This window comes from Cellulosimicrobium sp. BMG9.23 (genome assembly GCF_059159985.1).
The window spans coordinates 178,417-197,363 of record NZ_JBZGBZ010000007.1 but is presented as its reverse complement, the minus strand read 5'-3'; the positions used below and the strand labels follow the sequence as shown (position 1 = coordinate 197,363).

25 protein-coding genes and 1 pseudogene are annotated in these 18,947 nt (G+C 68.3%); 17 read left to right on the top strand and 9 right to left on the bottom strand.

The window, feature by feature from the left end; translation table 11 throughout:
• The gene (locus tag AC4H2G_RS13835; protein WP_494366307.1) at positions 1–765 is read right to left on the bottom strand and encodes an SOS response-associated peptidase; all 765 of its coding nucleotides are present in this window, start codon (positions 763–765) and stop codon (positions 1–3) included.
• Between the two features lie 111 nt (positions 766–876).
• Here AC4H2G_RS13835 and AC4H2G_RS13830 point away from each other — a divergent pair, with 111 nt between their 5' ends.
• The 3 genes from AC4H2G_RS13830 (at position 877) to AC4H2G_RS13820 (ending at position 5,880) form a co-directional block, all read left to right on the top strand.
• Positions 877–2,112: a multidrug effflux MFS transporter gene (locus AC4H2G_RS13830; protein WP_494366306.1), complete on the top strand. Its 1,236-nt coding sequence runs from the start codon at positions 877–879 to the stop codon at positions 2,110–2,112.
• A gap of 89 nt (positions 2,113–2,201) precedes the next feature.
• Positions 2,202–4,421, top strand: a complete 2,220-nt coding sequence (locus tag AC4H2G_RS13825; RefSeq protein ID WP_494366305.1) for an esterase-like activity of phytase family protein — start codon at positions 2,202–2,204, stop codon at positions 4,419–4,421.
• A gap of 139 nt (positions 4,422–4,560) precedes the next feature.
• Positions 4,561–5,880: an LCP family protein gene (locus tag AC4H2G_RS13820; RefSeq protein WP_494366304.1), complete on the top strand. Its 1,320-nt coding sequence runs from the start codon at positions 4,561–4,563 to the stop codon at positions 5,878–5,880.
• Positions 5,881–5,920: 40 nt separating this feature from the next.
• On the opposite strand, the gene AC4H2G_RS13815 is transcribed toward AC4H2G_RS13820, so the two are convergent.
• On the bottom strand, positions 5,921–7,150 hold the full coding sequence (locus AC4H2G_RS13815; RefSeq protein ID WP_494366303.1) for a pyridoxal phosphate-dependent aminotransferase: 1,230 nt from the start codon (positions 7,148–7,150) through the stop codon (positions 5,921–5,923).
• Positions 7,151–7,354: 204 nt separating this feature from the next.
• On the opposite strand from AC4H2G_RS13815, the gene AC4H2G_RS13810 reads away from it, so the two are divergent.
• The gene (locus AC4H2G_RS13810) at positions 7,355–7,639 is read left to right on the top strand and encodes a hypothetical protein (protein WP_494366302.1); all 285 of its coding nucleotides are present in this window, start codon (positions 7,355–7,357) and stop codon (positions 7,637–7,639) included.
• 104 nt (positions 7,640–7,743) lie between these two features.
• Entirely contained in the window at positions 7,744–8,721 is a 978-nt protein-coding gene (locus tag AC4H2G_RS13805; protein WP_494366301.1) for a hypothetical protein, read from the top strand.
• A gap of 5 nt (positions 8,722–8,726) precedes the next feature.
• On the opposite strand, the gene AC4H2G_RS13800 is transcribed toward AC4H2G_RS13805, so the two are convergent.
• Both AC4H2G_RS13800 and AC4H2G_RS13795 read right to left on the bottom strand, forming a co-directional pair.
• Complete coding sequence (locus tag AC4H2G_RS13800) at positions 8,727–8,936, bottom strand: tyrosine-type recombinase/integrase (RefSeq protein WP_494366457.1); 210 nt, start codon at positions 8,934–8,936, stop codon at positions 8,727–8,729.
• Positions 8,858–9,298, bottom strand: a complete 441-nt coding sequence (locus AC4H2G_RS13795; protein WP_494366471.1) for a site-specific integrase — start codon at positions 9,296–9,298, stop codon at positions 8,858–8,860. The genes AC4H2G_RS13800 and AC4H2G_RS13795 overlap by 79 nt, the downstream gene beginning before the upstream one ends.
• An 86-nt stretch (positions 9,299–9,384) precedes the next feature.
• Between AC4H2G_RS13795 and AC4H2G_RS13790 the strand changes: the two genes are divergently transcribed.
• From AC4H2G_RS13790 to AC4H2G_RS13780, 3 genes are read left to right on the top strand one after another with little or no spacing between them, the layout of a single operon-like run.
• Positions 9,385–10,080, top strand: coding sequence for a phage tail tape measure protein (locus AC4H2G_RS13790; RefSeq protein WP_494366300.1), 696 nt, complete (start codon positions 9,385–9,387; stop codon positions 10,078–10,080).
• A gap of 18 nt (positions 10,081–10,098) precedes the next feature.
• A complete protein-coding gene (locus tag AC4H2G_RS13785; RefSeq protein WP_494366299.1) occupies positions 10,099–10,281 on the top strand; it encodes an SEC-C metal-binding domain-containing protein in 183 nt (60 codons plus the stop codon).
• Positions 10,274–10,537, top strand: coding sequence for a hypothetical protein (locus tag AC4H2G_RS13780; RefSeq protein ID WP_494366298.1), 264 nt, complete (start codon positions 10,274–10,276; stop codon positions 10,535–10,537). The genes AC4H2G_RS13785 and AC4H2G_RS13780 overlap by 8 nt, the downstream gene beginning before the upstream one ends.
• A gap of 63 nt (positions 10,538–10,600) precedes the next feature.
• Here AC4H2G_RS13780 and AC4H2G_RS13775 read toward each other — a convergent pair whose 3' ends face one another.
• Both AC4H2G_RS13775 and AC4H2G_RS13770 read right to left on the bottom strand, forming a co-directional pair.
• On the bottom strand, positions 10,601–10,807 hold the full coding sequence (locus tag AC4H2G_RS13775; RefSeq protein WP_494366297.1) for a hypothetical protein: 207 nt from the start codon (positions 10,805–10,807) through the stop codon (positions 10,601–10,603).
• A 1-nt stretch (position 10,808) separates the two neighbouring features.
• Positions 10,809–10,967 (bottom strand): hypothetical protein, encoded by a 159-nt coding sequence (locus tag AC4H2G_RS13770; RefSeq protein ID WP_494366296.1) that lies wholly within the window; start codon positions 10,965–10,967, stop codon positions 10,809–10,811.
• A gap of 174 nt (positions 10,968–11,141) precedes the next feature.
• Between AC4H2G_RS13770 and AC4H2G_RS13765 the strand changes: the two genes are divergently transcribed.
• The 7 genes from AC4H2G_RS13765 to AC4H2G_RS13735 are packed head-to-tail and all read left to right on the top strand — an operon-like array spanning position 11,142 to position 14,418.
• Positions 11,142–11,618, top strand: a complete 477-nt coding sequence (locus AC4H2G_RS13765) for an MmpS family transport accessory protein (RefSeq protein WP_494366295.1) — start codon at positions 11,142–11,144, stop codon at positions 11,616–11,618.
• 47 nt (positions 11,619–11,665) lie between these two features.
• Positions 11,666–12,211, top strand: coding sequence for a hypothetical protein (locus tag AC4H2G_RS13760; RefSeq protein ID WP_494366294.1), 546 nt, complete (start codon positions 11,666–11,668; stop codon positions 12,209–12,211).
• Between the two features lie 32 nt (positions 12,212–12,243).
• A complete protein-coding gene (locus tag AC4H2G_RS13755) occupies positions 12,244–12,657 on the top strand; it encodes a MerR family transcriptional regulator (RefSeq protein WP_494366293.1) in 414 nt (137 codons plus the stop codon).
• Between the two features lie 51 nt (positions 12,658–12,708).
• Positions 12,709–12,990 (top strand): hypothetical protein, encoded by a 282-nt coding sequence (locus AC4H2G_RS13750; protein ID WP_494366292.1) that lies wholly within the window; start codon positions 12,709–12,711, stop codon positions 12,988–12,990.
• Entirely contained in the window at positions 12,990–13,397 is a 408-nt protein-coding gene (locus AC4H2G_RS13745; protein ID WP_494366291.1) for a hypothetical protein, read from the top strand. The genes AC4H2G_RS13750 and AC4H2G_RS13745 overlap by 1 nt, the downstream gene beginning before the upstream one ends.
• Before the next feature lie 54 nt (positions 13,398–13,451).
• Positions 13,452–13,829: a hypothetical protein gene (locus tag AC4H2G_RS13740; RefSeq protein WP_494366290.1), complete on the top strand. Its 378-nt coding sequence runs from the start codon at positions 13,452–13,454 to the stop codon at positions 13,827–13,829.
• Positions 13,819–14,418, top strand: a complete 600-nt coding sequence (locus AC4H2G_RS13735) for a hypothetical protein (protein ID WP_494366289.1) — start codon at positions 13,819–13,821, stop codon at positions 14,416–14,418. The genes AC4H2G_RS13740 and AC4H2G_RS13735 overlap by 11 nt, the downstream gene beginning before the upstream one ends.
• Positions 14,419–14,744: 326 nt before the next feature.
• Here AC4H2G_RS13735 and AC4H2G_RS13730 read toward each other — a convergent pair whose 3' ends face one another.
• Positions 14,745–14,942 carry a hypothetical protein gene (locus AC4H2G_RS13730; RefSeq protein ID WP_494366288.1) on the bottom strand — a complete coding sequence of 66 codons (198 nt, stop codon included), beginning with the start codon at positions 14,940–14,942 and terminating at the stop codon, positions 14,745–14,747.
• Between the two features lie 86 nt (positions 14,943–15,028).
• On the opposite strand from AC4H2G_RS13730, the pseudogene AC4H2G_RS13725 reads away from it, so the two are divergent.
• Positions 15,029–15,733 (top strand): annotated as a pseudogene (locus AC4H2G_RS13725) (TadA family conjugal transfer-associated ATPase); the annotation flags it as partial.
• A gap of 190 nt (positions 15,734–15,923) precedes the next feature.
• The gene (locus AC4H2G_RS13720) at positions 15,924–16,106 is read left to right on the top strand and encodes a DUF3892 domain-containing protein (RefSeq protein ID WP_494366287.1); all 183 of its coding nucleotides are present in this window, start codon (positions 15,924–15,926) and stop codon (positions 16,104–16,106) included.
• A gap of 767 nt (positions 16,107–16,873) precedes the next feature.
• On the opposite strand, the gene AC4H2G_RS13715 is transcribed toward AC4H2G_RS13720, so the two are convergent.
• Together AC4H2G_RS13715 and AC4H2G_RS13710 are read right to left on the bottom strand one after the other, a co-directional pair.
• Positions 16,874–18,154 carry a hypothetical protein gene (locus tag AC4H2G_RS13715; protein ID WP_494366286.1) on the bottom strand — a complete coding sequence of 427 codons (1,281 nt, stop codon included), beginning with the start codon at positions 18,152–18,154 and terminating at the stop codon, positions 16,874–16,876.
• A gap of 51 nt (positions 18,155–18,205) precedes the next feature.
• Positions 18,206–18,577: a hypothetical protein gene (locus tag AC4H2G_RS13710; protein ID WP_494366285.1), complete on the bottom strand. Its 372-nt coding sequence runs from the start codon at positions 18,575–18,577 to the stop codon at positions 18,206–18,208.
• Positions 18,578–18,947 lie beyond the last annotated feature (370 nt).

The window sequence follows — 18,947 nt, the reverse complement described above, 5'->3', positions numbered from 1 at the left end:
TCAGACCGGCGCGAGCAGCCCCGGGCCGTCGTTCGCGACGGTGTTGACCAGGGTCGGCACCTCGCGCGCCACCATCGGGACGTCGTCGTGCAGTCCGCCGAGGCCGAGCAGGTCGGCGGCGCCCTTCGCGTCGACCGCCGGGTCCAGCCACGCGTCCCAGGCGTCCGGGGGCAGGACGAGCGGCATCCGGTCGTGGATCTCGGCGAGGTACGGCGCCGCGTCGGTGGTGACGATCGTCGTCGACACGAGCCAGCGGTCCGGGTCGTCGTCGGCCTTGGTCCGGTCGCGCCAGAACTCGTACAGGCCGGCGAACGCCGCGCCGCGGCCCTCGCCCGGTTCGATGTAGTACGGCTGCTTCGGGGTCTTCCCGCGCCGCAGGCGGGCATCGTCGCCCGCCGGGGACGCGCCGTCGGGCAGGGGGCGCCACTCGTAGTAGCCGTCGGCGGGGACGAGGCAGCGGCGGACCCCGAAGGGCTTCGCGAACGCGGGCTTGTCGAGGATCGTCTCCGCCCGCGCGTTGATCATGCGCGCGCCGCCCGCGGGGCTCTTCGACCACGACGGGACGAGGCCCCAGCGTGCGACGCGCAGCGAGCGCCGGACCTCGCCCGTGTCCTTGGCCGCCCGCTCGACGACGATCCGCACGGGGTCCGTGGGGGCGAGGTTCCACGACGGCGGCAGGAGGCGCGCGTCGTCGGCCACGTCCGCGACGGCGAACTCGTCGGCGAGGTCCTGGGCGTCCCGGAAGGAGGCATAGCGTCCGCACATGGTTCCAGGGTGCCGCACGGCGCCCACACGGGTCGGCCCGGCCTCCGGGGAGAGCGGAATCACGTCGCCCGGGGCGACCATCCCGGGGTTCGAATCGATACGATGACCCTCATGCCCTCTTCCTCGGTCGACTCCGCCATGCCCCGACCGAGGTCGTCCGCGCGCTGGGTCCTGCTGCTCGGAGCGCTCGCGACGCTCCCCGCGCTCACCGTCGACATGTACCTGCCGCTCCTGCCGGAGGTCGGCGCCGAGCTCGGGGCCCCGGACTCGCTCGCGCAGCTCACGCTCTCGGGCATGCTCGTCGGCGGCGCGGTGGGTCAGCTCGTCATCGGGCCGCTCTCGGACCGCTACGGTCGGCGCCTGCCCGTCATGGTGGGCCTGACCCTGCACGTCGTCACGTCGCTGCTGTGCGCGCTCGCGCCCAACATCGGCATGCTCATCGCGCTGCGGGTGCTCCAGGGCTTCTTCAACGCCTCCGCGTCGGTCGTCGCGATCGCCGCGATCCGCGACCGGTTCACCGGGTCCGACGCCGCGCGCGTCCTCTCGCGGCTCATGCTCGTCATCGGCCTCGCGCCCCTCCTCGCGCCGTCGATCGGCTCGTTCATCGGGGCGCACGCGTCGTGGCGCGCGGTGTTCTGGGTGCTGGCCCTGGGCGGCATCGTGCTCGGCGCGATCGTCGCGTTCTGGATGCCCGAGTCGCTGCCCCTCGAACGACGGCGCCCCGCCGGGGCCCGAGTCGTGCTGCGGGGGTACCGGAGCCTCCTGCGGGACCGGCACTTCGTCGCGCTCGCGGTGCTCCCGGGCCTCGGGCAGGCGGTGCTCATGAGCTACGTCGTGGGGTCGCCCTTCGTGCTCCAGGAGGGCTACGGGCTCAGCCACGGGCAGTTCGCCGCGCTCTTCGCGGTCAACGGCATCGGGCTCGTGCTGTCCGCGCAGCTCAACGCGTCGCTCGTGCGGCGCGTCGCGCCGATCCGCCTCCTGCGCACGGCGCTCGTCGTGCAGGGCGTCTTCGCGGTCGGGCTCGTCGTCGTCGCCGTCTCGGGGGTCGGCGGCCTCGGGGGCATCCTCGTCGCCCTCTTCCTCGTCCTGTCCCTCCAGGGGCTCATCCCGGCGAACGCGTCCGCCCTCGCGCTCACGCGGCACGGCGAGATCGCGGGGACCGCGGCCGCGGTCATCGGCGCGTTCCAGTCGGGCGTGGCGGGCCTCGTGAGCCCGCTCGTCGGCGTGCTCGGCGGCGACGCCGTCGCGATGTCGACCGTCATGCTCGGCGCGGTCGTCGCCTCGCTGCTCGTGCTCGGGCTCGCCACGCCCGCCTTCCGCAAGGGCGGCTGGCACACGCCGGTCTGAGGGGTCGTCACCCGCGGGCCACCGACTCGTCGTCGAACCGTCGCCCGCCGGACATGCGGGCGACGCCCGACGGCGGTCTGATCGTCCTCATGAGACCCACAGCCGTGCTCAAGGTCGTCGCCGCCACGGTCGCCGCGACGCTCCTCCTGCCCGTGACCGCCACCGCTGCGACCGGCCACGGGTCCGGCCGCACCTGGGCCACCGTCCCCACGCTGGTCGCCCGCGCCACGCTGTCGGCCGACCACCTCGAGGAGGGGCCGCCGTCGGGCGCGCTCGTCACCCCCGCCAACGGACGTCAGGGCCCGTTCGACGGGCAGGTCATCCCGGGCTTCTCGGCGATGATCGACAACGGCGACGGCACCTTCTGGGCCCAGCCGGACAACGGGTTCGGCGCCAAGGGCAACTCGGCCGACTTCCTCCTGCGCCTGTACCGGGTGACGCCGCACTGGGAGACGGCGCGCGGCGGGGCGGGGGAGATCGAGGTCGGCGAGCACCTCTCGCTGCGCGACCCCGACCACCGGCTCGACTTCCCGATCGTCCACGAGGACACCGACGAGCGGCTCCTCACCGGCGCCGACCTCGACATCGAGTCCGTCGTGCGCGCGAAGGACGGCAGCTTCTGGATCGGCGAGGAGTTCGGGCCGTTCCTCGTGCACGTCGACGCGACCGGCAAGGTCCTGTCGGCGCCCGTGCCGTTCCCCGACGGCAAGTCACCGGCCAACCCGTACCTCGCGCCGGGCGAGACACCGCTCGTCGGGTCGAGCCGCGGCTTCGAGGCGCTGGCCGGCTCGCGCGACGGCCGCTACCTCTACCCGGTGCTCGAGGGCGCGCTCGTCGGCGACGACCCGCGCGACCGCGTCGTGCGGCAGTTCGACACGCGTGCCGGCCGCTACACCGACCGGACCTGGACCTACCGCGTCGACACCGACGCGAACGTCGTGGGCGACGCGTTCATGGTCGGCGGCGACGAGCTGCTGCTCGTCGAGCGCGACGACTTCGAGGGCGAGCAGTCCGTGATCAAGCGCGTGTACCGCGTGGACCTCAGCGAGGGCGACCGCGCGGGGAACCTCGAGAAGGAGCTCGTGCTCGACGCGCTGAAGATCGCGAACCCGCACGGCATCGGCGCCGGTGACGGCTACGGCACGGGCGACCCGTTCGCGCTGCCCGTGCAGTCGTTCGAGACCGTCGTCCAGCTCCGCGACGGGCGCCTGCTCATCGGCAACGACAACAACTATCCGGGCAACGACGCTCGCGTCCCCGGCACGCCCGACGACACCGAGATGGCGGTCGTCGAGCTGCGCAAGGAGCGCGTCGCCACCGACGACGTGACCGTCGTCGCGCACCGCGGCGCGAGCGGATACCGCCCGGAGCACACGCTCGCCGCCTACGAGCTGGCGATCCAGCAGTGCGCCGACTACATCGAGCCCGACGTGGTCTCCACGAAGGACGGCGTGCTCGTCGCGCGGCACGAGAACGAGATCGGCGGGACCACGGACGTCTCCACCCGCGCGGAGTTCGCCGACCGCCGCACGACCATGGTGATCGACGGCGCGAGCCTCACCGGGTGGTTCACCGAGGACTTCACGCTCGCCGAGCTGCGCACGCTGCGCGCCAAGGAGCGCATCCCGGCGCTGCGGCCGCAGAACACCGCGTTCGACGGCCTCTACCCCGTCCCGACGCTCGCCGAGGTCCTCGACCTCGCGCGCCACTCGAAGACGTGCGACGGCGAGCAGGTCGGGGTCTACCCGGAGACCAAGCACCCGACGTACTTCGACTCGATCGGGCTCTCGCTGGAAGAGCCGCTCGTCGCCGCCCTGCAGGACGCGGGCCTCGACTCGAAGAAGGCACCCGTGATCCTCCAGTCCTTCGAGACCGGCAACCTGCGCGAGCTCGACCGGATGACGAAGGTCGACATCGCGCAGCTCGTCAGCAGCTCCGGCGCCCCGTACGACCTCGTCGCCGCCGGTGACCCGCGCACCTACGCCGACCTCGTGACGCGCTCCGGGCTGCGCGAGATCGCTCGCTACGCGGACGGCGTGGGCCTCGAGAAGAACGTCATGATCCCGCGCCGCGCCGACGGCACGCTCGGCGAGCCGACGGCCGTGATCCGCGACGCGCACCGCGCCGGGCTCGAGGTGCACGGCTGGACGTTCCGCGCCGAGAACCAGTTCCTGCCCGCCGAGTTCCGCTCCAGCGCGGACCCCGCCGCGCACGGCGACCTCGCGGGGGAGATCCAGGTCTTCCTCGATGCCGGGATGGACGGGTTCTTCACCGACCACCCCGACCTCGGGGTGGCCGCGACGCGCTGAGGCGACGCCCGGTCCGCACCTGCGGGGTGTCGTCGGGCACCCGCCCGACGACGCCTCGCGGCGTGGTCTTCGCGTCACCTTCACCGGTTCGGCGAGGCGTCGCGCGCATGCCTCCCCGCGCTGGCCCTACCCTCAGGGGGTGCCCAAGTCTTCCGAGCCGTCCGCGCCCCGCGCGTCGGGTGGCCCGCACCACGCCCGCAGGCTCGCCTCCCACCGTGTCGCGCGGGGAGTCGGCCTCGTCGTGACCGGGGCCCTGAGCTTCGCCGCCGTCGGCGCCGGCGCCGTCTATCTCGACCTCAGGTCGAAGATCACGGTGAGCGACGTCTCCGACCTCGTGGTCGGTGGACCCACCGTCGAGCCACCGAAGGACCCCGACGACCCCTTCGCCGGCCGCGCCCTCAACATCCTGGTGATGGGCACCGACTACCGCGACGCCGAGAACGCGGCCCTCGCCGGCGAGGAGGAGGGCATGCGCTCCGACACGACCTTCATCGCGCACGTGTCGGGCGACCGGACGCGCATGGAGGTCGTGTCGATCCCGCGCGACTCGCTCGTCGAGATCCCCGCGTGCACCCTGCCCGACGGGTCGATGTCCTCGCCGCAGTACGGCATGTTCAACTCCGCGTTCGAGATCGGCTCCGGCGGGGTCGACGACCTCGACCACGCCGCGGCGTGCACCATCACGGCCGTCCAGGAGCTCACCGGGATCCCCGTCACGAACCACGTCGTCGTGAAGATGTCCGGCGTCATCGGCGTCGTCGACGCCATCGGTGGCGTGACGATGTGCTTCCCCGAGGACGTCGTGGGCGGCAAGGACTCTCGTGCTCTGAACATCCCCGCCGGCAAGCGCGCGCTCGACGGGCGGACGTCCATCGAGTTCCTGCGCGCCCGCAAGGGTCAGGGCATGGGGCTCGAATTGGGCAGCGACCTCGCCCGGATCCAGCGCCAGCAGGCGTTCATCGACTCCGCCGTCCGCGAGATCCTGTCGAAAGACCTCATCACCAACTCGCCGCAGCTCTACGGGATGATCCAGGCCGTGCTCAGCTCCATCAGCGCCGACCCCACCATCGCGGACCCGACGGCGCTCGCGGGCCTTGCGTTCAGCCTGCGGAACATCAACCCGTCCGAGGTCGTGTTCACGGAGCTGCCCGTCGTCGACTCCCCGCGCCAGCAGTACCGCGTCGAGTGGACGTCGGAGGCGGACGCGATCTGGCAGCGCATCATCGCCGACGAGCCGCCGCCCGGCCACGAGGCGCCCGTCGACCCGCGCGACGACGCGACGACCGGTGACGGGACGGAGCAGCCCGGCACCGACACCGCGCCCCCGGCCGACGCGGGTCAGCCTCCGGCGGACGCCGGTCAGCCGCCGGCCGACGGCGGCACGACCGACCCGGGCACGGCTCCCGTGGAGCCCACCCCCGTGGAGACGCTGCTCCCCGGCGTGTGCCCGCCCTCCTGACTTCCGGCTCCTCGGACGGGCCGCCGCCGGCGGCCGCTCGTCAGGGGCGTCTCGCCCGCCGCAGCCGGTCCACCGCCTCGTGCAGCACGTCCTCGCGCTTGACGAACGTGAACCGGACGCGCGAGGCGAGGGCGCGCGCCGTCGTCGAGCCGGGCGTGCAGAACGCGCTCACCGGCACGGCGACGACGCCCGCGAGCGCCGGCAGCTCACGGCAGAGGGCGACGCCGTCGTCGAATCCCAGCGGAGCGCCGTCGGCCACGACGAAGTACGTGCCCTGCGGGACGACGACGTCGAACCCGGCGGAGACGAGCCCCGAGCACAGCAGGTCGCGGCGCGCGGCGAGCGAGTCGGCGAGGGCGCGGGGCGTCTCGTCGTCGGACAGCGCGTCGGCGATCGCGGGCTGGAACGGCGCGCCCGACGTGTAGGTGAGGAACTGCTTGACCGTGCGCACGGCCGTGACGAGCGGGGCGGGGCCGTGCAGCCAGCCGATCTTCCAGCCGGTGAACGAGAACGTCTTGCCCGCCGACGAGATGGTGATCGCGCGGTCGCGCATCCCCGGGAGCGTGGCGATCGGCACGTGCTCGGTGTCGTCGAACGTCAGGTGCTCGTAGACCTCGTCCGTGACGACGACCGCGTCGTGACGGCGCGCGACCGCGGCGATCGCGTCGAGCTCGTCGAGCGTCAGCACCGTGCCCGTCGGGTTGTGCGGGGTGTTGACGAGGATGAGGCGCGTGCGGTCCGTGACCGCGGTACGCAGGGCCTCGACGTCGAGGCGGAACCGGTCGCGGCCCGGGACGAGCGGCACCGTGACGTGGCGGGCGCCCGCGAGCGCGATGCACGCGGCGTAGGAGTCGTAGAACGGCTCGAGCGTCACGACGTCGTCGCCCGGCCTCGCGAGCGCGAGGACCGTCGCGGCGATCGCCTCCGTCGCCCCCGTGGTCACGAGGACCTCGGTGTCCGGGTCCGGGTCGAGCCCGTAGTGGCGGTACTGGTGGGCCGCGACGGCGTTGCGCAGCTCGAGGATCCCGGGGCCCGGCGGGTACTGGTTGTGCCCGTCCGCGATCGCGCGCTGCGCCGCGTGCTTGACCGTCGCGGGGCCGTCGACGTCCGGGAACCCCTGGCCCAGGTTGATCGCGCCCGTGCGCCGCGCGAGGTCGGTCATCTCGGCGAAGATCGTCTGCGCGACCGTGCCGTCCGCGCCGAGGAGGCCTGTCGCGCGAGCGGCGTCCTGCCAGCGGCCGGGCGGGAGGGAACCGGTCGGAGGAGTCATGGTCCCGACCCTACTGGCGGCGCCCGTGCCCAGGATGTGGGACGCGCGGTGGGACCGGCCCGTCGGATCTGGCGAGATTCCGCGCGTCGGGACGCCGTGTCCACAGGGGGTCTGCCGCAGCGGCGCGAGATGCCCTAATGTCTGGCCCGTTCGATCGGTGCGCGGCAACGGTTGCCGGGCAGGGGGAGCGGGGGACGCTCGAGTATGTCTGTCGACGCGCACGGCATCGCCGTGCTCGAGAGCGAGGTGCGCGAGCTCGTCCGACGCCGCGGTGTCGACCCGGCGCGCGACCGGGCCGCCGTCGACCGGCTCGTGCGGGACGCGATCGCCGACTACGAGACGCGCAGCGCCATCGGCGCGGTCGTCCCGCTCGCCGACCCGACCGGCGCAGGGCGCGCGGTCGTGGACGCCGTCGCGGGGCTCGGGCCGCTCCAGCAGTACCTCGATGACCCCGCGGTCGAGGAGATCTGGATCAACTCGCGCCGTTGAGGCATCTTCCCTGGTGAGAGCGCTATGGTCTGAGAAAGGTCCGGAGGGAGTCCGCGAGCGCGTCGCAATCGGCACTCGTGCTGCGACGAGTAGAGTCGCCGTCCATGGGAACTCGTCGGCGACGTGGCCGTGACTGGCCGCGCGGCTTGGTGAAGCGTGCGATTGAAGTCAGCTGGAAACCGCGGGCCGTGATCGTATGGACGATTCTCCTCGCCAGTGTGGTGCTCTTGCTTTCGTGGATCTCGTCAGCCTGGCTTAGTGGCGTGCTTGCGAACCTTGGAGTGACGGTACTGCTTTTCGGGCCTGCAGCTTACGTCGCGCACCTTCTAACTGGTGAGGTGCGGCAAGCGAAGGCCGCAGCGGCGACGGCCGAATCCAACGCCCGGGAAGCAAAGGCGGAAGCGACACAGGCTTCTGAGGCTGCGCGCGTTGTTGGCAAGCAGCTTGCGGCGCTCGATATCGAGAAGGCGCTATTCGAGCATCAGGCAGCTCCATTGCGCGATGAATTGGATGCCTATGGAAGGTGGGCCGAACTGCTGGATAGGCCCAGCCTGCTTCGCGCACTGGAAGTAGGTACGGCCTCTGGTCTCATTTCTGCTGCGGGCATCCGCTGCCCAGTTTGGGAGACAAACGCCCACATAAGGTTTAGTTTCGACGGCGACGAAGTCCTTGTCACGATCGAGGACGACGCGGGAAACGTACGGTCCCGCCATCCGTGGCTGCCAAGCCTTGATGCACTCGGCCTATACACGCAACTTGACACTGCCATGAAAGACCTTGACTGGCATCTGGGTCCGCAACTATTCTCCCCGCGGCAGTTTGTTGTCGATGTCGCAGAAGCGCTTGGATACGCTGCAGAAGCACGTGCGCAGAAACTTAGGTGGCAGGCACACCACTTCAATCGAATCATCGAGCCGTTCGAGGGCTGGTTCCTTACGGAAGCTGGCTTGGTGGCAAAGGAACGGATCTACAATATCGGTCGTGACAGACTCGACGACTTGGACTGGGAGGAACATTTGGCTCGACGGTATCCCGACGTCCTTGAACCTCTAGCGGTTGCCCGCGCGTACTTCGCTAAATGAGCTCGTCATGCTCTCCATGAGCTGTTCGGCCGCCGCGCGCGTACGATCCTCGGCCGTCGGCCAGAGGTGGCTGTAGGTGTTGCGTTCGAGTGCCCGAGGGCACGCTGGACGGTGACAACGTCACAGCCAGCGGCGATTAGGCCGCTCGCGTAGAAGTGCCGTAGGCCGTGGTAGCGAACACCGGATACGCCAGCTGCCCGGCAGTGATGGTCCACCACTGATGGGCGGTCGTCGGGGGTAGGGCGGAGCCTGAGCCGCCCATCGCGAGCCAACCCTCCGCGCCGACTCCGAACTCCTCGAGATGCCGTGCGAGCATCTGCACGAGGCCGTCAGGCAGGAACACCGTGCGCTCGGAGCCGTACTTCGGTGGGCGGACCTCAAGGCCGCCGCCGGACTTGCGCTGAATTTGGCGGGTCACGTTCAGCTGTCTGCGGAGGAAGTCGATGTCCGCGACCTTCACCGCGGATGCCTCCCCCAGGCGTAGGCCGGCGAACGCAGCGAGCGCGACCAAGGGGCGCCGGTACGGGTCGGCCGCCTCAAGAATTGCCCCCACCTGTTCGGGCGAGGGAATCGACATCGCTGCCTCGGCCCGACGACGGCGGGGGAGCTTCACACCCTTCGACGTGTCCTCAGCGATGAGGCGATCCCTTACCGCAGCGCCGTGTGCGGCCCGGACTCCGTTCATGCGGGAAGCGATCGTCGTCGGAGCTGGCTGCGCAGACAGGCCTGAGCATCGAGGAGACGACCGGGACGCTCGCTGCGTTCGCTTCTGCGGGCCTGCTGGGCTCCGACGCGGGCACGAGCCTCAAGACGGCTCTACAGCGGCTCTCAGCGCCGTCTGGTGAGGCTGCGACCCTGATGTCAGACCTGGGCATCTCGGCGTATGACGCGGCCGGCGAGTTCGTCGGCATGGAAGAGCTTGCCGGGCAGCTCACGCGAGCACTGGGTGACATGACACCCGCGCAGCGCAACGCCGCACTGGCGACGATGTTCGGCGCTGACGCGGTGCGCGCCGCCTCGGTGCTGTACACGGAGGGTGAGGCGGGGATTCGCGGATGGGTATCCGCGGTCGATGACCAGGGGTACTCGGCTGCGCAGGCTGTGTTGCGGCTGGACAACCTCAAAGGTGACCTCGAGGCGCTGTCCGGGTCGTTCGAGACAGCGCTCATCGGTATGGGCGAAGGCGCGAACGGTCCACTGCGAGCACTTGTGCAGACGGCGGACGATGTCGTGGACTCGTTCAACGCCCTGCCCGACGGGGTGAAGCAGGCCACGCTGCTGATCGCAGGGGTGGCGGTCTGGCGCTGCTGGGGGTGGCGGGGATGGGCAGGCTGGCAATCGGGGTCAACAGCGCCATGACCGCGATGCAGGATCTAGGTGCACCCCGTTGGCCAGCAGGGGCCGTGCCCGTGCGGCAGTGGGAAGACCTACGTGGACTGCCATGTCGCACTCGGGGCGGCGGACCCGTGCTGGTGCGGGGGACCGCTCCCGCTGGGCAAGTGCTGCGCTCTTACCGCGGAGGCTGCGGTCCACGAAGCGCAGGTTGCGTCGCGTGTCTGACACCACCGCTGAGGCAGTCAACCAGATGATGCTCAACCTCGAAGGCCGGGGTGTGCGGTTCCAGCACCCTCGCCCCGGACAGTCTGCCCCGACCGTCGGGCAGATCTCGCGCCGCCGTGACGGAACCGTGGTCATCGGCATCAACTTCGCCACCATGACCCTGGGCGAGATCCATCAGTGCCTCACCTACGGCCACCTCGTGGTGCGTGGTGAGGTCGCCGTGCCGCCCGGGTGTTACGCCCGACTGGAGGCGTAACCGAACTACATCCGCCCCGGCTCGCCCATGATTGCGAGCCGGGGCTATTCGTGTTTGCGAAAACTAGGAGTAGACGACGATCTCAGCATCGGCCGGGACGTCGACACTCTCAGTCTCCTCGTTCCGCCGGAGTTCCAGGGTCACGACGCCCGGGAACTCCCGATCGATGCCGACCAGCACCCTCCTACCCTCGCCAATCTGCTCGCTGGCGATGAACCGCTGCTCGTGAGCCGACGTCAGGTCACGAGCGAGCAACCGCTGCGACGGCATCTCAGTCCATGCCCTTGCACTTCGCACAGCGCGGAAAGTTGTTGGTGCCCTGCCGGCGGTTGTGTGCAGGGATCTGGCTCCCGGGCGGACAGTCGCTGTGGTCGTGATAGACGTCCGGGTCGGACGGGTTGATCGAGTGGTACGGGCTGACCTTCGCCACGTCGGCTCCTTTGCCGGTCGATCCCCCTGCGGGGCTTGCGAAGAAGGCTAGGCCGGTGCCATCGGGCTCATGAACCTCCCCACCGGGTGAATTCGACCGGACGAAGGCCTGCCACGACGAGTTCACCCGAGCGCCCACTCCCGCTTCCGCCGAAGGGACGGAATCATCACTGACATGGACGGATCGCGTCGCACGGCAGACCTGAGCAGTCGATGGCGCGAGCTCGAGACGCCGCGCAAGATCGCCAACGGTCTCGTGGCACTGGTCGTCGTGGCCGTCATCTGGACGCTTGCCACGGCACCGGCCCGCAAAGCTGCCGCCGACGCTGAACGAGAGGAACGCGTTGCCGCCCTCGTCTCAGCCATGGCGCCACGCGACGTCATGTACGAGGTAGAGGGTGACGGCCGCTACTTCGACATGACCGCCGAAACCCCGACGGGTACCACGCAGGCCTCGCCGGACCTTCCGCTCCGGCTCACGACAGGGAGTCTCGTCACTCACGAGTTCGATCCCGGGTCGTTCGTCTACATCTCGGCCCAGAGCAAAGACGGTCGGTCAATCACCTGCCGCATCACGGTCGACGGTGAGGTCATCTCGGAGAACACCGCCACCGGGGAGTTCGCCATCGCGACCTGCAAGGGAAGTGCCTAACACCGGCCCTCCAGAGGCTGTGGGTGGGCGGCGGCACACTACAGCGCGTGATCGAGTGGGGAACCGTAGGGGAGTGGGTCGGCGGCGCGGGCGCCATCATCGGAGCTGGCGTGCCGCTCGTGCTCTACCTGGTGGAGAGGCGCGAGCGCATCGCGGCCCAGGCGGAGACCAAAGAGCTTCGCGCTCAGGAATCGGCCCGAGCGCGCCAGATGCAGGCAAGACGCATCAGTCACCGGTTCGGATTCCGCAAGCCAGACACCAACGCGCAGAGTTTCTGGCCCCGCGGCTCTTATCTGGCGATCCTCTCGAACGCGTCCGAGACACCGATTCGCGCCGCGGCGCTCATCTACCGGAACCCCGAAGGCCCCCGCCTCGCAGCAAGATGGGGGCTCAGCGGCCCAGGGGATCACGAAGAGGTGATCCGAGCGCGCCCAGCCGAGGACGTGTCGGCCCTCCTCGTATTCGAGGATGACAATGGCGTCTGGTGGCGACGCGGTTCCGACGGGAAGCTGGAGGAGGCTCAGCCAGTCGACATCGGCGGGCTCTCACGGCTCGGTGAGGATGAAGTCGAGCGGGAACGCGCCGAGGCATGAGACGTTGCGTCGCTCGCGATACGGTTCGGCCGGTGGAAACCAAGGCCATAACGCCGAACGACCTCGCGGCAGAGCTGGGCGTCTCCGCGTCCGCGATTCGCCGCTGGCTACGAGCCAGCGTAAAGCGCGGCGAGACTGGCCCGTGGCTGATCGATGACGAGCTCTCTACGCGTGCTCGGGCTCACTTCGAGATGACGCGGCCGCTGCGTGAGCAGAGCGGGGGAGTGTGCGAGGTTGTTGACTGTGGTCGCCGGGCAGTCGGCCGCGGATGGTGTCGCCTCCACTACAACCGATGGCACCGCACCGGCCACATCGACGGCGTCGGCTCGGGCGCGCACCAGCTCGCCAAGACCCACTGTCCGCAGGGGCACGAGTACACGCCCGAGAACACGATCGTGTATCCCTCGGACGGCCGGCGACGATGCAAGCAGTGTCGCTTCGGGTGAAGTTCGGTCGGTGCTAGTGACACGAGCTGTCGAACCAACGACGCTTCCCGTATGACATCAAACGGAAGTCTCGTCGGATACCTCGAATCTCAGATCGACGACTCAAAGGTCTACCGCGTTGTGGACACCTACCGCGTGTTCACCAGAGGAACCGAGCTCGAAGTGCGAATCATGCTGCAGAACGACGTGCTGGCCGAGTACTCCTATCTCGTCGAGGTAGAGAACTTGAAAACGGGCGAGAAGAGTCAGCACGGCAATGGAGGTGCGTCGCCTGAAGAGGCGTTGGACGTATTCCACTGGCAGACGATCCTGCCTCGTCGAGAGGAGCACTAGTGGCCGACTTCATCTGGGGCGACGCACGGGTCACGTACCCGGACCTCGTCGGTACCGCGCAACTCGACGAGCGAAAGACAGCGCCACCCGTCGAGCGAGCAGTGGGCCTGGACCCTGAGCAGTGGACGGTGATCGGGCTCGACATCGGTGGTGGAGAGCGGGCCCACGAGCTGCGAGTGGTGGCGGTAGCGGCCGACGACATGCCGGACGGCGGAGACGTCTTTCCTAGGTTCGCCGAAGGGAACGGTGGCGAGGTCCCCGTCACCGAGTTCCTCATCCACGACGTCGACCCCTACGAGGTGCTCCGAGCGATCACTCACCAGTTCGAACTGCGGCTGCGAGTGCGAAGTGCGGCGGACCTGCCCATCCGTGTCGTACGACAGGCCGACGTGCCAGAACTGGATTGACTGAGCGGCACGCTTAGGTCGAACAGGTGTTCGAATCAGCGTTACCCTCGTGCCATGGGACAGGACGACGGATCGCTGGTGCGACGCAAGGGCGACGACCGCCTTTCGCTCGCACAGCGCGCTCCTCGCCCTGCTGAGCTCGACGGCCGCCCCTGGTCGCAGCGCCGGCCGCTCAACCACGAGAAGCCCGAGCGTGTCCCGACACGCCCCCAAGGCGACCTGCCGGTGATCGTGCGCCTGCTCTGGGACACCCACGAGGAACTCATACCGGCACGAGCCATCCGATGGACCGAGTCACACGTCATGGTCGTCGTCAAGGCGACGTCCGGACCGTCGAACCAGCACGAGCTCGTCGCGTGGTTGCGCGTCGAGGACGTGTTCCGGACGATTCCAAGGCGCCCGCACCGCTACAGTGCGGGCCATGGAAGCTGAGATCACCGCTGCATGGATTGGCGCCGCTGCCAGTCTCGCTGTTGGTGCTTCGGGGCTGTGGGTCGCAGTGCGCGCGAACGGAAAGTCTGCAGCAGCAGTGGCCCAGGCCAAGACCGCCAACAAGCACGCTGCAGATGCCGTCGAGGAGGCCCGCAAGGCAAACGCCTTCGCGGAAAAGGCGCTCGCTGAGTCCGAGAAGGCAAACGGCCTGAGTGAGAAGTCGCTCACAGCGACCCTCGGGACGAGGTGGGCGATCACTGCTCGTGCCCACGTCTTTCTTGAGAATCCGCCCGTCGTGTTGGAGCTCACTCACTACGGCTCGGCCGCGGTTACGGACGTTGAGCTCGCGCTGGATCTGGATCCCACGGGTGTGGCTGGGGGCAAACGGAAGTGGGCGTCCCTTGTTTCAGGGCAGGCGGCAGTCGTTGAACTCGAGTCGTCCGTTCCTACCATCATCGCGACCTGGATGCGTGGCCGTAGTGCGACAGTCAACTGGACCGACCCGGTTGGAGAGAGACGCAGTCAGGTGCTCGCCGTGCCTCATCCGTACCCGGTAAGCACGGAATCTGTCACCGACGTCCATGACTAAGGGCGCTTCGACCGTGGCGACCTCCGCAGGAGTGCGGGATCAACCGTGTTGAGTTCGATGTAGCGGTCCAGGTGTGCCTGCGTGTTTCGGACGAGTCGTCCAACACGGATATGGGGCACCTAGTCGCGGTGGTCTCGGAGCCACGTGACGGTGACTCGAGGCGGCGTGCAGCTTCGGTGGTGTCGGATACTGGTTCAGGTGCGTTTTCATCGGGCCGTGTCATGGGGCGACACTAGGCCCGAATGCCATGGCAATCAATCCGCGGTTGCAGATGCAGCACTACGCATTCACATTGGCATGCAATATGCCAATTGGTTTTCGAGATGCTATCTCGCCCTCTCTGATGGAAGGGAAAGGATGAACGCCCGAAGTTCCTCCCGCTCGACGACGGGCTTCGTGCCGAAGTCATGCACGGCCAGGTCGCCGTTGCGCACGTAGTCACGGAGGGTCCGTTCACTGAGGCCGGTCGCCAGGGCGGCGCCGGGGATGTCGTAGCTGACAGGCTGGATCTCATAGCGCTCCATAGCGGACACCGTAGGTGTGATGGGCAGTCCGCACAGAGTCCGCAGGGGGACCGCTTCTACCTCGCTCCGACCATCAGCCACCATCAGTGGATCGGTGGAATCCCAACCGCGCTGGCATTGGCCATCGACCACCAGCGGCTGAGGGAGAGTTCTGGATCAACGCGCCGCACCAGGTGTTCGTCGCGCGCGGGGGCGAGTCCGAGCTGACGACGACGATCCTCACGGGTCAGCAGGTGCGCGACCTCGTCGAGCAGATGCTGCGGTCCTCCGGACGCCGCCTCGACCTGTCGAGCCCGTTCGTCGACGCCGCGCTGCCGGGTGGTGAACGCCTCCACGTCGTTATCCCCGACATCACGCGGACCGACTTCGCCGTCAACATGCGCAAGCACGTGGTCCGGGCGGCGCACCTCGACGACCTCGTGCGCCTGGGGTCGCTAACCCCGCAGGCCGCCGCGTTCCTCGACGCCGCCGTGCGGGCGGGCCTGAACATCCTCGTCGCGGGGGCGACGCAGGCCGGCAAGACGACGATGCTCAACGCGCTCGCCGGATCGATCCCCGCGACCGAGCGCGTCATCACGTGCGAGGAGGTCTTCGAGCTGCGCTTCGCGGTGCGGGACCTCGTGCCGATGCAGTGCCGCGAGCAGAGCCTCGAGGGGACGGGGGAGATCCCGCTCCGGCGCCTCGTGACGCAGGCGCTGCGAATGCGCCCCGACCGCATCGTCATCGGCGAGGTCCGGGAGGCGGAGAGTTTCGACCTGCTCATCGCCCTCAACGCCGGACTGCCGAGTATACGTGGCGCACCATCCCAAATAGGCGGTTGCGGCTGTGTCAGGGTGGCCTGGGAGGCTACTGGGAGCGGGTCGCGCCGGGCTGCCCGACTGATCGAGGGGTGGTTGACGAGTGGCACGACACCAGGTAGCGCGTGCACAGAAGGACGGGGACGGGAACATCACGTTCATCGGCAAGCCCAACACTTGGCGTATGTCCGCGGGCTACGCGATCCAGCAGTTGCGCTCGCCAACTGGCGATCGATTCTACGTGCACTGGAAGGACAACGACCCCATCGAGGTTGTCGTGGTTGTTAGCGAGGGCCGGCCCTACCTGCGGACTGTTCGCGACAGCAAGAAGGGCAACAACCTGGACTCGCTGCCGAACCTCTGGTGAAGGGTCGGGGGCCGTCGTTCGTTTCACCCGCGAACGACGGCCCCCGGCGTGTCGGCTCGTGTTAAACCTTGGCGCCCTCTGCGAGACTCGTGCACGTGAACTTCTGGGTAACCATCGCCACTATCCTTCCTGTTCTTGGGTTGCCGCTCGTCCTCATCGCGCGGGCGCAGATTGCGCGGATACTGCACACTGCTCTCGCTACCAGAGTTTTTGCAGCGATTTATGGCAGCGCTCTCATCGCGCTATTCGTGATGGAGTATATTGCGATCGAGATTCTCGCGAGCGGCGAGTTGCCGGAGAGCGAGTTTTGGGCCGAGGCTGCCGCGGCCGTGGTGTCTTATGTTTCCGCCACCCTGTTTCTTTCTCCGGCCGTCTTCTTGCTCCTTCTTGCTTTCCCAGGGGTGGGACTTGGGCCTCGAGGCTGGTGGCTGCTATTCACGCACGGGCAGTGGACACGGCGTCGAAAGCGACAGATCAGACGCTTCGAACGTCGAATGAAGCGAGTTTACATAAAGTCTTTCAGGCGCATCGACGAGCAGGCAATCATCTTCTGGGAGCAGGCTTGGAGCGGGGCCGAGGCTCTAGGGTGCTTCGATCCGGCGCACCCCGACGGCTCAAGACACGTTCCGATCTTGCTCGAACTGTACGCTGGCCGAGCAAGGTTGGCATCGAGCTATCGCTACGTTGAAATGCAACAAGTGGACGACTCGTATTATGCTGCAGGCCTCAGGCAAGTGATCGCAGGCTCTGATGAATGGCGCGCAGATCTAATTCGTCGAGGACGAGAAAAATCGATCCGCGTGCGGTGGGAATTGTTTAGTGACTCGGTCGCCCATGGTGAGGCTGTCGTGCCCGTCGAACCAGGCGCGGACGCCGAGGATAGAGTGCCGCTTATAGTGGCGCGGCCGAATGTCGATACAAAAGAATGACTGCGTGCTCCCGAACCGAAGCCGCTGGACAGGCCTGAGCCCGAAGGTGGATTCCCCGGAGGGGAACCGGTGGGAAGCGGACGCGACGAGCCACGAGCTCGTGCCGTCGTCCGTCGTCGTGATGCTCACCGTGTCCCAGCACCCCACCCAGAGGGTGAGGGCGGCGCGGAGCTCGCCCGTGCCCGCGTAGGCCATCATTCGACGCCGGATCGTCTCCGCCGCGAGCGCCGCCGCGGCCGGATTCGCGCCCTCGAGGTCGCGCCGGTCGATGATGCGCGAGACGCGCGGGCGCCCGGGGAGCACGAGCGACTGCCGCGCCGTCTTGTCGCCGTACTGAACCCAGATGTCGTTGGCGTACTCGTCCATCGTGCGGTTCGGGGCCCAGCTCACGATGTCGCCGCCCGGGCCCGCGGTGAACAGGTGATCGGGGGTCGCCGCGGGCGCCGTCGGGGGAGGCTGCACGGCGATGCGCCCGAGCTCGTCCATGTACGCGGCCCAGCCGTTCACCTCCGCGGCCGCGCGGAACGTGTCCCACCACGGGAGCGCGGACGCCGCGCCGCCTACCTTGTTGACGCCCAGAATCGCGGTCGCGCTCGCGAGGTTCCGCCCTGCCGTGGAGAGCCAGAATGTACGGAGGTGCGCGCCGTTAGCGAGCGCGTCGGTCGTCGCCGCGGTGACGAGCTGTGGGAACGTCGCGAATCCGGCGATGAGCTCATCCGAGACGGATTCCATGAGCACGGTCTCCGCGGAGACCGCGGAGACCGCGGAGAGCCTCGAGGTGCCGGTGCCGATGATGGGCACGAGCTCGCGGAGCACGAGGCACGCCGCGACGGGATGCACGTCCTCCGTGCCGTCGGCATAGGCGTACCCCGCCGACACGTCCACGAGCCACCCGCGGCGCGGGTCCACGGCCGCGAGCGCCGCGATACGGGGGACGGTGGCCTCGAGCTGCCAACGGGGCGTCCACGTCTCGTCCTGCGAGAGCTGCGCGGTGATGGCGGGGACGGGGATCGGCTGGGGCGCTGTCTGCGTCCACGAGCGGAGCACGGGGCGGATGACGGGGGAGAACCCGGCATCGCGGCGTGCGGGCGTCGTGGGGGCGTAGGGGGCGGTGCTCACGCCGTCGCCACCTCCGCGTAGTCGATCGCTCGAGGTTGTTGAGAACAGCCATCAGCTGTTCTCCATTCGTGCGGCTTCGACTGTCTTTGCCCAGGCGTCGAGGTCGTGCGTGAAGTAGAAGCGAGTCCCGGCTCGGTGGCGCACCGGGCGAATCTTGTAGCGACGGGCGTACTCGTCCATGCGCCGATGGTCGCGAAACCCGAGGTAGGCGGCTGCCTCTTCTCGAGTCAGCCCCCAGAACGAGACCACGCGGCGGTCCTGGATGAAGTCCAGAACGTCCTCGATGCGGAACCTTCGCTTGCCGTCTGTAACCACGGTCATCTTCGGCACGAGGTGCGGGTCCTGGATCTTTCGCACCTGAACCGCAGCTTCGGTGATCCCGAGCATGTCCGCAACTTGGCGGTTCGTGAGCAGCTTGCTCATTCCATGTCTCGCTTCATCGCGCTAAGAACGGTGCGAACGAGCATGCGGTTCATGATTGCCGAAGTGGCGAATCCGAGAACTGATCCGATGGTGATGCTCAGCAGAATGGTGAGGAGCATTGGTGTATCCCTTCCGATTGAATTAACCGAACGGGGATGACCATACGGCCAATGGCGGATGGTACGCGACCATCCCTCCTGTCGCGTTTTCGACGTAGGGAGTCTCGATCAGAACGATCGTTCTAACCTGCGAGATCGTTAGGGCATAGCACTACGGATCAGCGGTCTCGCGCTAGAACGATCGTTCTGATGCGAGTTTCTATCCGATAGTGCGGAATGCTGGACAGGTCCGCGGAGCAGACCCCAACATC

Bases quoted from the DNA above. Each gene is read 5' to 3' on its own strand.
- AC4H2G_RS13835 (WP_494366307.1), bottom strand. From the start codon at position 765: ATGTGCGGACGCTATGCCTCCTTCCGGGACGCCCAGGACCTCGCCGAC.
- AC4H2G_RS13830 (WP_494366306.1), top strand. From the start codon at position 877: ATGCCCTCTTCCTCGGTCGACTCCGCCATGCCCCGACCGAGGTCGTCC.
- AC4H2G_RS13825 (WP_494366305.1), top strand. From the start codon at position 2,202: ATGAGACCCACAGCCGTGCTCAAGGTCGTCGCCGCCACGGTCGCCGCG.
- AC4H2G_RS13815 (WP_494366303.1), bottom strand. From the start codon at position 7,150: ATGACTCCTCCGACCGGTTCCCTCCCGCCCGGCCGCTGGCAGGACGCC.
- AC4H2G_RS13810 (WP_494366302.1), top strand. From the start codon at position 7,355: ATGTCTGTCGACGCGCACGGCATCGCCGTGCTCGAGAGCGAGGTGCGC.
- AC4H2G_RS13805 (WP_494366301.1), top strand. From the start codon at position 7,744: ATGGGAACTCGTCGGCGACGTGGCCGTGACTGGCCGCGCGGCTTGGTG.
- AC4H2G_RS13795 (WP_494366471.1), bottom strand. From the start codon at position 9,298: ATGTCGATTCCCTCGCCCGAACAGGTGGGGGCAATTCTTGAGGCGGCC.
- AC4H2G_RS13775 (WP_494366297.1), bottom strand. From the start codon at position 10,807: ATGCCGTCGCAGCGGTTGCTCGCTCGTGACCTGACGTCGGCTCACGAG.
- AC4H2G_RS13765 (WP_494366295.1), top strand. From the start codon at position 11,142: ATGGACGGATCGCGTCGCACGGCAGACCTGAGCAGTCGATGGCGCGAG.
- AC4H2G_RS13750 (WP_494366292.1), top strand. From the start codon at position 12,709: ATGACATCAAACGGAAGTCTCGTCGGATACCTCGAATCTCAGATCGAC.
- AC4H2G_RS13740 (WP_494366290.1), top strand. From the start codon at position 13,452: ATGGGACAGGACGACGGATCGCTGGTGCGACGCAAGGGCGACGACCGC.
- AC4H2G_RS13735 (WP_494366289.1), top strand. From the start codon at position 13,819: ATGGAAGCTGAGATCACCGCTGCATGGATTGGCGCCGCTGCCAGTCTC.
- AC4H2G_RS13730 (WP_494366288.1), bottom strand. From the start codon at position 14,942: ATGGAGCGCTATGAGATCCAGCCTGTCAGCTACGACATCCCCGGCGCC.
- AC4H2G_RS13720 (WP_494366287.1), top strand. From the start codon at position 15,924: ATGTCCGCGGGCTACGCGATCCAGCAGTTGCGCTCGCCAACTGGCGAT.
- AC4H2G_RS13710 (WP_494366285.1), bottom strand. From the start codon at position 18,577: ATGAGCAAGCTGCTCACGAACCGCCAAGTTGCGGACATGCTCGGGATC.